Below are 14,274 nucleotides of genomic sequence, written 5' to 3' on the forward strand. Positions count from 1 at the left end.
TTTGCGTTATGAAGAAGATTGGAATAAGTTATACGGAAACTAATTTTAGAAATTACTGGAACTGGTTTACACCGGAAGAATTGGGTGAGGATATCGAATTGCTGGAACTTTCTTTTCAACAAAACAACAGCAGCGATTTTCAGTACTGTGATGGTTTTGTTTTAACCGGAGGAATAGATGTTTTGCCCGAATTGTATGGCGGTGCGAAAGATTATCCTTACCGGCCGGAGATTTTTTTGCCGGAAAGGGATGAATTTGAAAAGGAAATGTACATCTATGCTCAGACTCATAATATGCCTGTTCTGGGCATTTGCAGGGGGATGCAATATATTAATATCCTGGAAGGGGGAACTGTTTTTGAAGACAACGGAGAACAGCTGAACCTGGTTCACAAGAAGGGAACGGAAGATAAAGTACATGGCTTAAGCCTTGTTCCAGGTAGTCTTTTGCACTTGACTACTGGTATAGAAAACGGAACGGTGAACAGTGCCCATCACCAGCGGGTCCATCCGGATCATCTTGGTGCCAATTTAATGATCAGTGCTTATTCTGAGGGAGAACAGCCGATTATAGAAGCACTGGAATTTGAAGATAAAAGCAATAAAGCATTTATGCTGGCGGTGCAGTGGCATCCGGAAAGAATGCAGGAGAAAGAGAGCAATCCGCTATCCCAAAAAATCAAAGAACGGTTTATTAAGGCTATAAAAGAATCAAAGAAATGAATGTGATCAATCCGGCTACGGAAGAAATTATTGCAGTATTGGAGGAAGACGATCATCTTTCCCTCGAAAAGAAACATGAATTACTGAAGACTGGTCAAATCCAGTGGGCGAAGCGGACGCTTGAGGAACGTTTAGCAGTGGTGACGCGTTTTTTTGACCTGCTGGATACAGAAAAAGAAAAACTTGCAGCTGTACTCACCGCAGAAACAGGCAAGCCTTTGCAACAGTCCAGGAATGAGATCAATGGTTCAAGAACGAGGATCAAATGGATGCTGGACCATGCAGCAAAATATCTTTCAGAAGAAATGGTAAGTGATACAGAAGATATGCAGGAAAAGATTTCTTATGAACCATTAGGGGTTATTTGCAATATCTCTGCCTGGAATTATCCTTACCTGGTAGGGGTCAATGTATTTATTCCTGCCTTGCTGGCTGGAAATGCGGTGCTTTATAAACCCTCTGAGTATGCGGCACTTACCGGACTGGAAATAGAACGTTTACTCAAAGCAGCAGGTATTCCTGAGCATGTTTTTATCGTTGCGCTTGGAACAGGACAAACGGGTGAGCTGTTACTGGATATGGATTTTAATGGCTTTTTCTTTACCGGGTCTTATAAAACCGGGCAGCATATTTATGAAAGAGTGGCCTGGAAGATGGTTCCCTGTCAGCTGGAATTGGGGGGGAAGGATCCTTTGTATGTAACCGATGATGTAAAGGATATTGCTGCGGTAGCAGCTGGAACGGCAGATGGTGCCTTTTACAATAATGGGCAAAGTTGTTGTTCTGTAGAGCGGATCTATGTGCATGAAAAAGTGTACGACGATTATCTGGCAGCTTTTATCCGGGAAGTGAAATCCTGGAAATCAGGGCTTCCTACAGAAGATGATGTGTATTTTGGGGCATTAACACGAAAACCACAACTGGCGGTACTGGAAGAGCAGGTTAAAGAAGCAGTCGCGAATGGTGCTACCCTGGTATTGGGTGGTCATGTTCAGCAAAGTCCGGGATACTACTTTGAACCTACCATATTGATCAATGTGACCAATAGGATGAAGGTGATGCAGGAAGAAAGCTTTGGACCGGTTATAGGTATTATGAAAGTTAAAGATGATGAAGAGGCGCTTAAGCTGATGCAGGATACCGCCTACGGATTGACGGCATCTGTTTATAGCAATACCGTGGATAGGGCAACCCGCATCCTTTCACAAATAGACAGTGGCAGCGGCTACTGGAATTGCTGTGACCGGGTAAGTGCAGGATTGCCCTGGAGTGGAAGAAAGCACTCGGGAATTGGGGTCAGTCTATCACATCAGGGATTTCGGGCTTTTACCAAGCCTAAGGCATGGCATTTGAGAAAGGCCTGATGGGGGTTATTTGAAATTGCCGATTCTGATGCTCACCACATGACGTCCCTTTTTAGAACCCAGGGAATTCACTGCCCCGATTTCATTTTGCCTGATCTCATATAAGGATGGCCAGGTGGTTTTTTTCCAGGCTTTGTCAACGGTTTTCCAGTTCAGGCCATAGTCATTGCTAATAGAAATATTGCTGTTGTTGGAAGTGACTATAAGGCTGCCATTCGTTAAAGCAAGGAGATAAGGTGCAGCCAGCTGGTCTGGAATAGGGGAACCCAGTCCTCCAGGCCAGTTTATTCCATCTTTGCTGATCTTATAATAGACCTTGCAATCCTCGGGGCCGCAGATTTCATACACCACAATATACTTGTTGTTTTTCATTTTTGCCCATACCGGCATGCCAGGTCTGGAATCCGGATGTCCGGGTTCATGTGCTACCCAAATCTCTGCACCCCAGGTTTTCCCCTGGTCCGGGGAGATCTTCTGGGAAATAATCTGGCTGTAAGAAGGACTTTGCGTAACGTGCTTTTCATTGGCATACATCACTGATAGCCGTCCATCGTTCAGAAAATAAAAATGGGGCTCGTATATGCCTTTGTCTGGTTTACCCAAAGCGCCTTGTTTACCTTCATTTTGGTCTATTACACTCAGTCTTTTCCAGGTTTTACCCAAATCATTGCTTTTGTAAACTGGTAAAATGTAAGACTCCTGCCAGCGTACAGAGCGGCAGGCCAGGAGAATACTTCCATCCTTGAGCTGGATCATCTGTGCATTGTCCAGATCTCTTCCCGGATCTTTGAGCAGGGCTATTTTCTTCCAGGTACGGCAATGGTCATGACTCAGCGCAACTTCGAGGCGGAGACCTCCTGTTTGGTCTTTCTGGTAACCAGCATTGTCTGATATGGTATAAGCAGCAAGCCAGACTCCATTCTTTAATTGCAGCAAACGTCCATACTGAGAGCCATAGGCGTTTGTTGTATCTGGCTGCACAGGCAGAATCTGCCCCCACTGAATAGGGGAGGCAGATTGGCAATACACCGCAAAGGGCAGGCTGAATAATAAATAAAACAGTGCAGATTTTATGTAGTTTATCATACATTTAGGTTTTGGTAACTCCTGTCATTTGTTTAATAAAATTAGTTTCTTCTGCCCGGTAAGGTGTTCCTTCTTTTCTGAAAATATCATGAAACCATACCGGCGGTTCGCCGGTATATTTCTTTTGCCAGCTGTCCCAGGGATAGATGGTTTGAGATTTTCCATCTACAAAACCCCAGTTGATCATACCAACATGATATTTTTTTGCAATAGGTAAAAAGCCTTCAAACGTGCTTCCGTTTGGACGGGCCATATATTCTGTGCATATCATCGGTTTGTTGTAACGCTCCAGCTGTTTGATGCGGTTTTCAAAATCAACTGGTTTATCATAATTGTGAAAGGAAATTACATCAGATTCTTCCAGTTGCAGTTTTTGAATGGGCTTAAGTACGGTATCTGAAGACCAGTCACCTGCCCATACCGCAGAGGTGAGGGGCTGAGAAGGTCGTGCACTTCTTGCCCATTCGAAGGTTTTTTTGAGTAATGGGATAACGTGTTCTGCTTTCTGTGGTAATTCTTCTTTTCCATAGGAAGAGTCATTGGTGTTATCTGGTTCATTCCAAACATCCCAGGCAAGGATACGGCTGTCCTGTGCAAAGTGGCCGACCAGACCCTTTACATATTTCTCCAGCCTTGCATATTGGGTGGTGTCTTTTAATGCCTCCCGGCCAGGACTCTGTACCCATCCTGAATTGTGTACAAAAGGCTTTGGGGCTCTTTGTTTACCTGATTTAGGGAAAGGGTCCCAGCAAGAATCGAAGATGACAAACATGGGTTTGATGTTATGGGCTTTGGCGATACGAAGAAAGATGTCTATCCGGTTTAAAAAGCCTGTGGAATCGTCCTGGTAAGGTAGATCGTGCAAGTAGACCCGCATGGTGTTCATGCCGAGTGATTGTGCCCAACCCAGTTCCCGGTTTATGGTAGTCGTATCGAAGGTATCTTGTTGCCACATCTCCAGTTGATTGATTGCGGTGCTGGGAAGGTAATTTGACCCAATCAGCCAGGGTTCACCATTATACCATTTTTTAGCCTGCGCACTAGTCCAGACCTTAGGTTCTTCAGCAGCAGTTGTTTTGACCTGTTTTTGTGTACAGGCCTGGAAGAAAATCACACTGAGCAGCAGCAACATTAAATTGTATCGTTTCATCTTTTTAAATAATTAGGTATATGAGCTATTTTTTATTGAAAACAGGTTTAGGCTGTGGGGTAGTTGATGGGGTACCCTCCTTGATCTCCGGCCAGTCATTGTTCCAGGTCAGTTTGTCTAACATGAGTGCCCTTCTGTTGGCACCACTGCTTACTACGGGATTTGCAATTTCTATGGCATGGTAGAGGAACCAATCTGTTCCGGCATCATCCGTCATGATCTGGGCATTGTGGCCCGGGCCTGCAAAACGGTTGTTTCTTTGGATGAGTAAGGTCCCATTGTCTCTAATGTTAATGTCATGTCCATCTTTATCTAAATAAGGACCATGTAAGTTCTCTGAACGAGCCACCCTTACCTGATAAACACTCGCTGCACCATCGCAGCAATTGTTTTTGGAACCAAAAAAATAGTAATATTTACCTCTTTTATGGATCATTACCCCTTCAAAATCACCTGCAGCAATCTTGAATTTACCTCCTGGATCAGAAACAGATTTACCATCTGCCGATAATTCCACGCCCCAGGTACCATTATTCGGTGCGGAACTGTAGCTTCCGAAAAGCAAATATTTTTTGCCAGCGTCTTCTACATAACATGGATCTATGGCATTGGCTACCCCAATTTCACTGCTCAGGAAAAGCTTTCCTAAATCGGTAAAAGGACCAGCCGGATCTGAAGCAATGGCCAGACCTATACCGGGATTGCTGTCTGCCCAGACAGAATAAGCATAGTACATATAATATTTACCATTAATGTAGTTTACATCTGGTGCCCATATTCCGCCATTTTGTTTCCATGTTGGCTTTGTAATAAAGGCATCCCGTAGAAAGCTCCAGTCAGCAAGGTTTGAAGATTTAACCACGGCCACAAGATGACTACCTTTTCCATCACCCCAGTTGTCTTCTGTTCCGTAGGCATAAAAATTGCCGCTGACAGGATCCTTCAACACGGAAGGATCTGCCAGAATGGGCATGAAAACGGGGTTTATATAGGAGTTTTCCGCTAATTTAGGTGGGGGTGTTACCGGAGGGTTTTGCGTTTTACCTTGCTTTCCGCAACCGGTCATCAAGACCAGGAGCAGCGCACAGAAAATATTGGGTCTGTTCATCATTCTTAAATTTAAGTTATTATTAGTATCCTGGGTTTTGTTTCAGGTTTTTATTGTTTTCCACTTCCAGTTGCGGCAATGGTAGCCTGATGCTTTTACCCACAATAAAGTTTTTGAAATCAGGATCGCGCTGTGCTACTTTATCTACACCTTGCTGGGTATCCAGATCTCCCCATCTTTTTAAGTCGGCCCATCTTACACTTTCACCGCAGAGCTCGAGCATTCTTTCTGTTTTCAATCTTTCCCTGAAAAGGTCTTTATTGGTGCCGATAGCAGGGTAAGCCGTGGCAAGATCTGCCATGTTGGCGCGGTTGCGAACCCGGTTTACATAGGGGTAAGCATCTGAAGTCTGTCCCAGTTCATTCAGGGCTTCAGCATACATTAACAACACATCAGCATAACGGATCACCCGATTATTGACCTGATTGTAATAATCTTCGTCATTCCGGTAATAATCCCGGGAATATTTCTTGAACCAAGCCTCATCAGCATTCCATTGCCAGCTCCGGCCATAAGTTTTGTCGCCAAAATCGGCCTCCAGTCCTGGATAAAATAACGTATACCTTAAGCGCGAATCAATTTTTCCATCCTTGGTTTTTTCTTTTTTAAACGCTGAAACCATCCAGTACCTGGCCTGCCCGTCAGACCAGCCAATAGAACGTGGAGCAAAGAACTGGCTTCTGTTGCTGCCCATATTGGCATTTGGTCCATCCCCCTCCGCTGTTTTATTGGCATCGGAAAATTGTATTTCGAAAACAGATTCTTTGTTGTTTTCCTGGGTTGCCCTGAAATTCTCTTTATAATCGACCAGATCGTAATAGCCCTTTCCTGCTCCGGTAACTAAATAATCAAATGCGGTTTTGGCTTCCGCCCATTTACGCTGCTGCATATAGGTTTTGCCTAGCAATGCCATAGCAGCACCTTTTGTTGGTCTGCCGACATTGGCATTGTCCCATTGATCAGGAAGTACAGCTGCGGCTTCATTAAGGTCTTTTGCAACCTGGGCAAAAACTTCTGTTACTGTATTTTGCTGTGGCAGGTCAGCAGGCTCTGATGGCTGTAGAACCAGGGGTACGTTTTCCCATAATACGGCTGCATAGAAATAATAGAAAGCTCTTAAGAACTTGGCCTGGGCAAGGATGTTCTCCTTTTTTGCGGCATCAGCAAACTGGATATTGGGTACATTGGCCAATACCTGGTTGCAGCGGAACACTGCCTTGTAGGTATCTCTCCAGGTGTTTACATTTCCTTCCCAGAAATTGTAATTTACATATTGGAAACGCGTCCAGTCTCCAAGCTCTATCCATGGGCTATTGCTGAAACCTTCATCGGAGGTCAGGTCTAACCTGAAATAGATCCAGCGGTTCCATACGCCATTCTGGTAGAACATCGCGTAGATAGAGTTGACCCCATTCTGGGCATCATCTTCTGTTTTCCAGAACTGTTGCTTAGTCAGTGTATTTGGATTTTTCTGGTCCAGTAAGTCTTTCTTACAGGAATATAAAACGGCAGTAGTTAATGCCAGTATAATAATAATGATCTTTTTCATGATAGTTTAGTTTAAAATCCGAACTGTAAACCAAGTGAATACATCCTCAGGTTAGGAAATGCCCCGAAGTCATAACCTTTTTCAAAAACACTTCCGTTGCTAAACTCGGGATCAAGTCCTGTGTATTTTGTGAACGTGATGAGGTTTTGGCCGGAAAGCGTTACACGGGCATTTTGGAAGCCTATCTTTTTTACTACAGATTCAGGAACTTTATAGGAAAGGCTTATATATTTCAGCCTGAAGAAACTCCCATTTTCCAGCCAACGGTCTGAATCACCACGGGAATTAAGGGTAGAGCCATAGTAGGCACGAGGTACGTTGGTATTCGGGTTCTCCGGTGTCCAGGGTTGTATGCCTGTACGGTAATTAGAATTGTCGTCAAAGCGGTCCATAACGCTGCGGGGGCCATTAAATACCTTTGCACCAAAAGAACCAAACCAGTCCATGTTCAATTCGAAGCCTTTGTAAGAACCACTCAGGTTTAAGCCAAGCTCGTATTTAGGCCATGGACTGCCTACCACCACCTTATCTGAATTGGTAATCTGTCCATCGCCGTCGTTATCTTTAAAGCGGATATCACCAGGTTTGGCCCCTGGTTGAATGACCTTACCTGCAGCATTTTTGTAATTGTTTACCTCATCGAGGTTTTGGAAGAGTCCATCTGTTTGTAAAACATACCACATGCCAATTGGCTGGCCAACCTCGGTAATGGTGTTCCCTACATAAGTGTTGTTCCGGTTGTAGCCAAAATCCAATACTTTATTGCGAAGCAAGGTAAGGTTGGCTGTTGCAGAATATTTGAAGGGCGTGCTGTCTTCCCGGTATGCTGCAGAAAATTCAAAACCTTTGTTCTGGAGGGTAACACCATTTACTCTTGGGTTGCCACCATCATTTCCGGTAGTTAAAGCAATTGGAAAACCGAACAAAACATCCTTGGTTGTGGCAATGAAATAATCGGAGCTTACCGAAAGTTTATTGTTCAGAAAGGATACGTCGAAACCATAGTTCTGCTGGGTCAATCTTTCCCAATGGAGATTATCATTTGCCAGCTTTACCTGTATAGCTCCAGGTTCTATGTGCTGGTCAGTACCCATTGCAATCGTAGAGAAGGTGTTGATTACCCCGATATAATCATAATAGTCCGTATTGGAACTTCCCAGTGTACCATAGCTGGCCCTTAATTTCAGGTCATTGATCCAGCTGGATGTAAAGAAATCTTCTTTGCTAATGCGCCAGGCAGCCGAAACTGAGGGGAAGTTGCCCCATTTGTATCCAGGTCCAAATCTGGAATTACCGTCTCTTCTTATTACCCCGTTTACAAGATATTTATCTGCGTAATTGTACTCTAGGCGGCCGAAATAGGAGATGATATCGGATCTGTTCTTGAAACCGCCCAGCTGTCCTTCATTACCCTGGTCGAGTACGTTATAATAACCCCCGTCTGGGTTGACCAGCAGGTTTCTTTTTGTACCCCAAATCTGTGCATAGTCATCTCGCTGGTAGGACTGGCCTGCAATAACATTTAAAGTGTGTTTTCCCAGTTCTTTGTTAAAAGTCAGGGTATGTTCAATCAGTTTGGTAGAAAAATTAGCACGGTTTTCATTGGCAATGGCGGGATCAAGCGGTTGATTTAAAGTCCAGTTTCCCCGTTTTCTGAGATATGTATAGTGATCATTGCTGCTTTCATAACCTAAGTTTAAGCGATATTTCAACTCAGGAAGAAATTTAAGTTCGGCCCATACATTACCCCGGATCCTTTGGTTTTCATTGGTACGGTCTTCCAGGTCGGCAATGGCTACCGGATTGGTTCCAAAAGTCCTGGCTTTAGCCTCATCGCCATATCCATAACCACCTGGGTTTGCTGGATTGTATACGGGAATGGTTGGCAAAAGTCTGATCACGTCAATAATCGGGTTTCCCGACATCTCGTCGCTTTTGGAATTGGTCATTGCAAGATTTTCGCCAATGCTGAAGATTCCTTTGGTACCCTGGGTATTCACACGCAGGCTGTATCTGTCAAAGCCTGTGCTGATCACAGTGCCCTTATTGCTAAAATATCCTGCCGAAACCAGGAATGAACTGCTTTTACCACCACCGGAGAAACTGGCTGTGTAATCTTGCACATTGCCGGTTCTAAAAGCGGCGTCCTGCCAGTCGGTATTGGTACTGAGGTCTAATTTCTGACGGGTGACATTGGCATTGTCATAAGCCATAAAGTTTAGCTTTGAAAATTCTTCAGTTGCGGCGAGTTTATAGCGGGGAATGGTTTGTACACTGGTTTTTCCGGAGAAATCTATTTGTAAAGGGCCTTCTTTACCTTTTTTAGTGGTGATGATAATCACCCCGTTTGCTGCCCTTGATCCGTAGATAGCGGCGGCTGATGCATCTTTCAAAATCTGGATCGACTCAATATCATTGGGGTTAAAGTCTCTGTTTGCGGAAGTGATCAGTCCATCAATAACATAAAGTGGATTGGAGTCCATTAGGTTCTTTAGTCCTCTGATCTGGATCTGGGCTTCAGATCCAGGCTGCCCGCCTCCACGTACCTTAATTCCAGAAGCCTGGCCCTGGAGGGCCTCTGCAACTGTTGTGGCTTGTTTCTTTTGCACATCACTTGCTTTTACCACGGATATGGCACCGGTCAGGTCTTTCTTCAATTGTGTACCGTATCCAACCACGACAATTTCGTTAAGCGCATTGGATTCCTCTGTCAGCTTTACATCGATGGTCTTACGTCCTGAAATATCAATCTCTCGTGTGGTATATCCAATCATAGAAAAAACAAGGGTTCCTTTTGGCTCCTGTTCTAGAATGCTGTAATTCCCTTCAGCACCTGTCATCGTGCCGATTGTCGTGTTCTTTAATTTAACAATTGCCCCAGGAAGTGGATTTCCGTTTTGATCCATGACTTTACCTGTTATGGTCGTGGTGTTTTGTGCTTTGCCTGGCACGCAGAAAAATAAAAGAAGGAGGGTGAAGCCCAATACTGGTAGCAGTTTCCTTCTGAAAAGGATCCCGATACCCGCAACAGCTTCCTGTCGCTGCAGTAAATAATTTTTCATAATCTTTTAGGTTTAATTTGGTTATATGTTTGCCGGACGAAACTGTATAACAGCCGAACGACAATCCAAAAGGAGTTAATATTTTTTGATTATACGGATCAACTTTTTGTCAATTCCGCTCATAATGCGTTAAATAAAGCGGTTTTCGGGCATTTCTCAAAGATGCTTTTAGAATTACAGCATTTGATCTGTATCTTTAAACTGAACCAAATTAAACCCCGATTTTGAAAAGAACAATTTTCCTGTTGCTCCTGTGTATGGTGTCTATAGGTCAGGCCATCGGACAGTCTTATAGTTTTAGAAGTTACCGGGCAGAAAACGGTCTTTCCTATAATTCTGTGATCTGCAGTGTACAGGACAGCAGGGGATTTATGTGGTTCGGAACCAAAGATGGACTGAACAAATTTGACGGCTATACTTTTAAAGTGTTCAGAAATGACAAGAAGAATCCCAAAAGTATAGGCAGCAATTTCATCCATAGCATTTATGAGGATCAAAACAAGGTCATCTGGGTAGGAACCCTGAAGGGATTGTATCAGTACAATGCTGAAACAGAAGAATTTACTTTATTGAGGCCTTCCCTGAACAGTGATATCCGGGATGTTAAAGCAGATCATGAAGGAAATATCTGGTATATTGCCGGAGATAACCTGAGCCGGTACAATCAGAAAACCGGTACGGTAGAAACCTATCAGGAACGGGAATTTTTTAATGCAACATCTATTTGTATCCGTGCAAATGGAGAAGTCTGGATAGCCACTGCCTGGGGAGATCTGCAGCAATACGATGCCAGGCACAATTCGTTTAAAGCTTATAATGTATTTCATCAGTCTAAACCTGTTATTTCAAACTGGATAGATAAAATTTACGATACCGGGCAGAACAGCTTGCTGATAGGGACTTCCAATCAGGGCGTGAAACTTTTTGATCTTGGCACCAAAACTTACAAAGATATACTGACGTATAGCCCTTCCGACCAGACAGAAATTTATGCCCGCGATTTTATACGCTATTCTGAACAGGAATATTGGATTGCCACAGAATCTGGCCTGTTTATTTACAATATGGCTACTGGTAAATACTTGAATTTACGTAAGAAACATGGTGATCCTTATTCCATTTCTGATAATGCGGTATATACCTTTTGTAAAGATAAAGAAGGGGGGATCTGGTTGGGAACCTATTTCGGAGGGCTCAATTATTATCCGAAGCCTTATATGCCCTTTGAAAAGTTCTTTTTTAATGAAGGGGCCAATTCACTTTCCGGAAATGCTGTCAGAGAGATCACGAAGGATGATTTTGGGCACCTCTGGATTGGTACAGAAGATGGCGGACTAAATAAATTTAATTCTCAAAATGGGCACTTCGAACATTTTAGCCCGGATAAAAAGTCTGGTAGCGTTTCCCATTACAACATTCACGGTCTTTTAGCCGATGGAAAAGAACTCTGGATCGGAACTTTTGAACGTGGTCTTGATGTTCTGGATATTCCTTCCGGAAAAGTGGTTCGGCATTACGTGGCCGGGTCCAGGCCTGGAAATTTGAAAAGTAATTTTATTGAAAGTCTATATAAAACAAGAGCCGGCAAAATACTGGTCGGAACCTCTGCAGGTCTTCACCAGTACAATCGGACAGGCAATGATTTTACGCAATTGCCCCAGTTTCCTGCCTACTATCATTATGCTGCGCTTCTGGAAGATCCTAAAGGTACACTCTGGGCGGCTACTTTACGGGATGGGTTGTATTTTTATAATCCTTCTACCGGAAGAGCCGGTTATTATAAAAATGACCCGAAGGACGAAAACAGCCTGAGCAGCAATTCTATTAACGGCTTGTTCCTCGATCAGATGAACAGACTCTGGGTAAGTACAGAAAACGGCCTGTGCAGGCTGGATGAAAAAAGGGGAAAATTCAGCGTATACGAAAAGAAAGATGGCTTTCCCAGCAATGTATTCTATAATATATTAGAAGACCAGAAGCATCTTTTATGGATCAGTACTTCAAAAGGTTTGGTTTGCTTTAATCCTTCAACAGGCAGTACGAAATCTTATACCAATGCCAACGGTTTGCTGGGTGATCAGTTTAATTACAGTTCGGGTTTCAAAGACAGCAGGGGACGGATGTATTTTGGAAGCTTAAAGGGCTTTATCCGCTTTGACCCAAATTGTTTTATTGAAAACAATTTTACACCGCCGGTATACATTACTAATTTTCAGGTGTTTAACCAGGATTTGCCCATTAACAAAGAAAACTCACCGCTGAGCAAGTCCATTAATTTTACCAATGAGCTTACGCTTAAGTATGAACAGTCTACCTTTAATATTGATTTTTCTGCATTAAGTTATACAGCTCCGGAGATGACGGAGTACCGTTATAAAATGGAGGGCATGGATAAAAAATGGACACATCTGAAAAACAATCAGAAGGTCTATTTCACAAAGCTGCTGCCCGGATCTTATGAATTTATGGTCCAGGCTTCTTCCGATGGGGGAAAATGGGATAGCAAGATAACGGTATTGAAAATCAGAGTTCTGCCGCCATTCTGGGCCAGCAATTGGGCATTTGCTTTTTATATTGTTCTTTTAACGGGGATAGTTTACTATCTGGTGAGAAATTATCATCAAAGAACAGAAGCGAGGAATAGACAAAAATTTGAAGCACTGGAGGTGGAGAAGGAGAAAGAGGTGTACCGGGCCAAGATAGAATTTTTTACTTACCTGACCCATGAGATCAGGACTCCGCTTACTCTGATCAAGGGCCCGCTGGAAGATGTGATGAAACAATCCGGACATCAGTCTGGCATACAAGGAAGCCTGCTCACGATGGAGAAAAACACCAACCGGCTCCTGGAACTGACCAATCAGTTGCTGGATTTCAGAAAGACGGAACAGAAGGGCTTTAGTTTAAACTTTGTATTGGTCAACATTTCTGATTTACTGGAACAGAACTACCTGCAGTTTCAGGGAACGGCCGTATTAAAAGATATTTCCTTTGCAATAGACCTTCCAGGGGAAACATTTTTTGCTTACGCAGATTCCGAAGCCCTCAATAAAATCTTAAGTAATCTTTTGGATAATGCTGTAAAGTACGCCGCTAAGCAGGTTCTGATCCGTCTCCGACCGGCCGGACAGGATTTTAGGATCGAAATTACGAATGATGGCCAGTTGATTCCGGAGCGTTTGAGTGAAAAGATATTTGAACCTTTTTTTAGAATAGGCAATAAGAATAATGGGACAGGTATCGGCTTGCCATTGGCCCGGTCACTGGCCTTACTTCATGAGGGACGTTTAGATATTGAATTCAGTGATGAGCAGATGAATACTTTTGTGCTGGAACTTCCACTTCATCACCGTAAGGAATTTGTCATTGAAAAGGAGGATTCCCAACCGGAAAATGAGGCTTTAAGTGAGGGCGACAAAGATAGTGGGACTAACCAGCGGGCTACCTTATTGCTGGTGGAGGACAATAAGGATGTGCGGACATTTATTGCAGGTGTGCTTGCCAGGGATTACCAGGTATTGCAGGCTGCTGACGGAGATAAAGCACAGGACATGATGGAGGATGCCAATATTCAGTTGGTGATCAGTGATGTGGTGATGCCAGGAATGGATGGATTTGAACTGTGCCGTAGGATAAAGGAAAACGCTGATTATACCCATACACCCGTTATTCTGCTCACTGCACGTAATGATCTGCATTCCAGGATAGAGGGACTGGAGTCTGGTGCCGATGCTTATATTGAAAAACCATTTTCTCCTGAACATCTCTTGTCGCAAGTGCATAATCTTTTGGCGGCCAGAGAGAAAATGAGGAGCCACTACGCCAGTTCACCGGTTGCCCACTTGCATTGTCTTGCCCATAATCAGAATGATAAGCTCTTTCTGGATAAACTCGACGAAGTGATTAATAAACACATGGCCGGGAACTTGTTTGACGTAGACAATTTGGCAGAGGCCATGAATATGAGCCGTCCCACCTTATACCGGAAAATAAAATCCATTTCTAATTTAAGTCCTCATGCTTTAATCAATATCAGTCGTTTAAAAAGAGGGGCGGCACTGCTGGTGGAGAGCGATTATAAGATCTACAAAATTGCAACAATGATTGGTTTTAATTCCCAGGCCCAGTTTACAAGAAGTTTTCAGAAACAGTTTGGAATTACGCCAAAGAAATACGCGAATTCAAAAAAATAGGAAGATTAATATTGTGTAAAGCATTTGATCGTCACTATTT

General features: G+C 43.5%; 8 protein-coding genes. 3 read left to right on the forward strand and 5 right to left on the reverse strand.

What is annotated here, in order from left to right:
• Nucleotides 1-8: 8 nt before the first annotated feature.
• Together DBR11_RS09965 and DBR11_RS09970 are read left to right on the forward strand one after the other, a co-directional pair.
• Nucleotides 9-722, forward strand: coding sequence for a gamma-glutamyl-gamma-aminobutyrate hydrolase family protein (locus DBR11_RS09965; RefSeq protein ID WP_108552146.1), 714 nt, complete (start codon nt 9-11; stop codon nt 720-722).
• Nucleotides 719-2,086 (forward strand): aldehyde dehydrogenase family protein, encoded by a 1,368-nt coding sequence (locus DBR11_RS09970; RefSeq protein WP_108552148.1) that lies wholly within the window; start codon nt 719-721, stop codon nt 2,084-2,086. The genes DBR11_RS09965 and DBR11_RS09970 overlap by 4 nt, the downstream gene beginning before the upstream one ends.
• Nucleotides 2,087-2,092: 6 nt before the next feature.
• On the opposite strand, the gene DBR11_RS09975 is transcribed toward DBR11_RS09970, so the two are convergent.
• From DBR11_RS09975 to DBR11_RS09995, 5 genes are read right to left on the reverse strand one after another with little or no spacing between them, the layout of a single operon-like run.
• Nucleotides 2,093-3,172 carry a sialidase family protein gene (locus DBR11_RS09975; protein WP_108552150.1) on the reverse strand — a complete coding sequence of 360 codons (1,080 nt, stop codon included), beginning with the start codon at nt 3,170-3,172 and terminating at the stop codon, nt 2,093-2,095.
• A 4-nt stretch (nt 3,173-3,176) separates the two neighbouring features.
• Nucleotides 3,177-4,322 carry a cellulase family glycosylhydrolase gene (locus DBR11_RS09980; protein ID WP_108552152.1) on the reverse strand — a complete coding sequence of 382 codons (1,146 nt, stop codon included), beginning with the start codon at nt 4,320-4,322 and terminating at the stop codon, nt 3,177-3,179.
• 25 nt (nt 4,323-4,347) lie between these two features.
• Nucleotides 4,348-5,433, reverse strand: coding sequence for a family 43 glycosylhydrolase (locus tag DBR11_RS09985; protein ID WP_233260710.1), 1,086 nt, complete (start codon nt 5,431-5,433; stop codon nt 4,348-4,350).
• A 19-nt stretch (nt 5,434-5,452) separates the two neighbouring features.
• Entirely contained in the window at nt 5,453-6,979 is a 1,527-nt protein-coding gene (locus DBR11_RS09990; RefSeq protein WP_108552154.1) for a RagB/SusD family nutrient uptake outer membrane protein, read from the reverse strand.
• 11 nt (nt 6,980-6,990) lie between these two features.
• Nucleotides 6,991-10,041 (reverse strand): TonB-dependent receptor, encoded by a 3,051-nt coding sequence (locus DBR11_RS09995; RefSeq protein ID WP_108552156.1) that lies wholly within the window; start codon nt 10,039-10,041, stop codon nt 6,991-6,993.
• Between the two features lie 224 nt (nt 10,042-10,265).
• Between DBR11_RS09995 and DBR11_RS10000 the strand changes: the two genes are divergently transcribed.
• A complete protein-coding gene (locus tag DBR11_RS10000; RefSeq protein WP_233260711.1) occupies nt 10,266-14,234 on the forward strand; it encodes a two-component regulator propeller domain-containing protein in 3,969 nt (1,322 codons plus the stop codon).
• Nucleotides 14,235-14,274: the final 40 nt, after the last annotated feature.

The sequence above is a fragment of the Pedobacter sp. HMWF019 genome (assembly GCF_003061025.1).
Classification (GTDB): Bacteria; Bacteroidota; Bacteroidia; order Sphingobacteriales; family Sphingobacteriaceae; genus Pedobacter.

Excerpts from the sequence above, each read along its gene's own strand:
- DBR11_RS09975 (WP_108552150.1), bottom strand. The coding sequence starts at position 3,172 with ATGATAAACTACATAAAATCTGCACTGTTTTATTTATTATTCAGCCTG.
- DBR11_RS09990 (WP_108552154.1), bottom strand. The coding sequence starts at position 6,979 with ATGAAAAAGATCATTATTATTATACTGGCATTAACTACTGCCGTTTTA.
- DBR11_RS09965 (WP_108552146.1), top strand. The coding sequence starts at position 9 with ATGAAGAAGATTGGAATAAGTTATACGGAAACTAATTTTAGAAATTAC.
- DBR11_RS09980 (WP_108552152.1), bottom strand. The coding sequence starts at position 4,322 with ATGAAACGATACAATTTAATGTTGCTGCTGCTCAGTGTGATTTTCTTC.
- DBR11_RS09995 (WP_108552156.1), bottom strand. The coding sequence starts at position 10,041 with ATGAAAAATTATTTACTGCAGCGACAGGAAGCTGTTGCGGGTATCGGG.
- DBR11_RS09970 (WP_108552148.1), top strand. The coding sequence starts at position 719 with ATGAATGTGATCAATCCGGCTACGGAAGAAATTATTGCAGTATTGGAG.
- DBR11_RS09985 (WP_233260710.1), bottom strand. The coding sequence starts at position 5,433 with ATGATGAACAGACCCAATATTTTCTGTGCGCTGCTCCTGGTCTTGATG.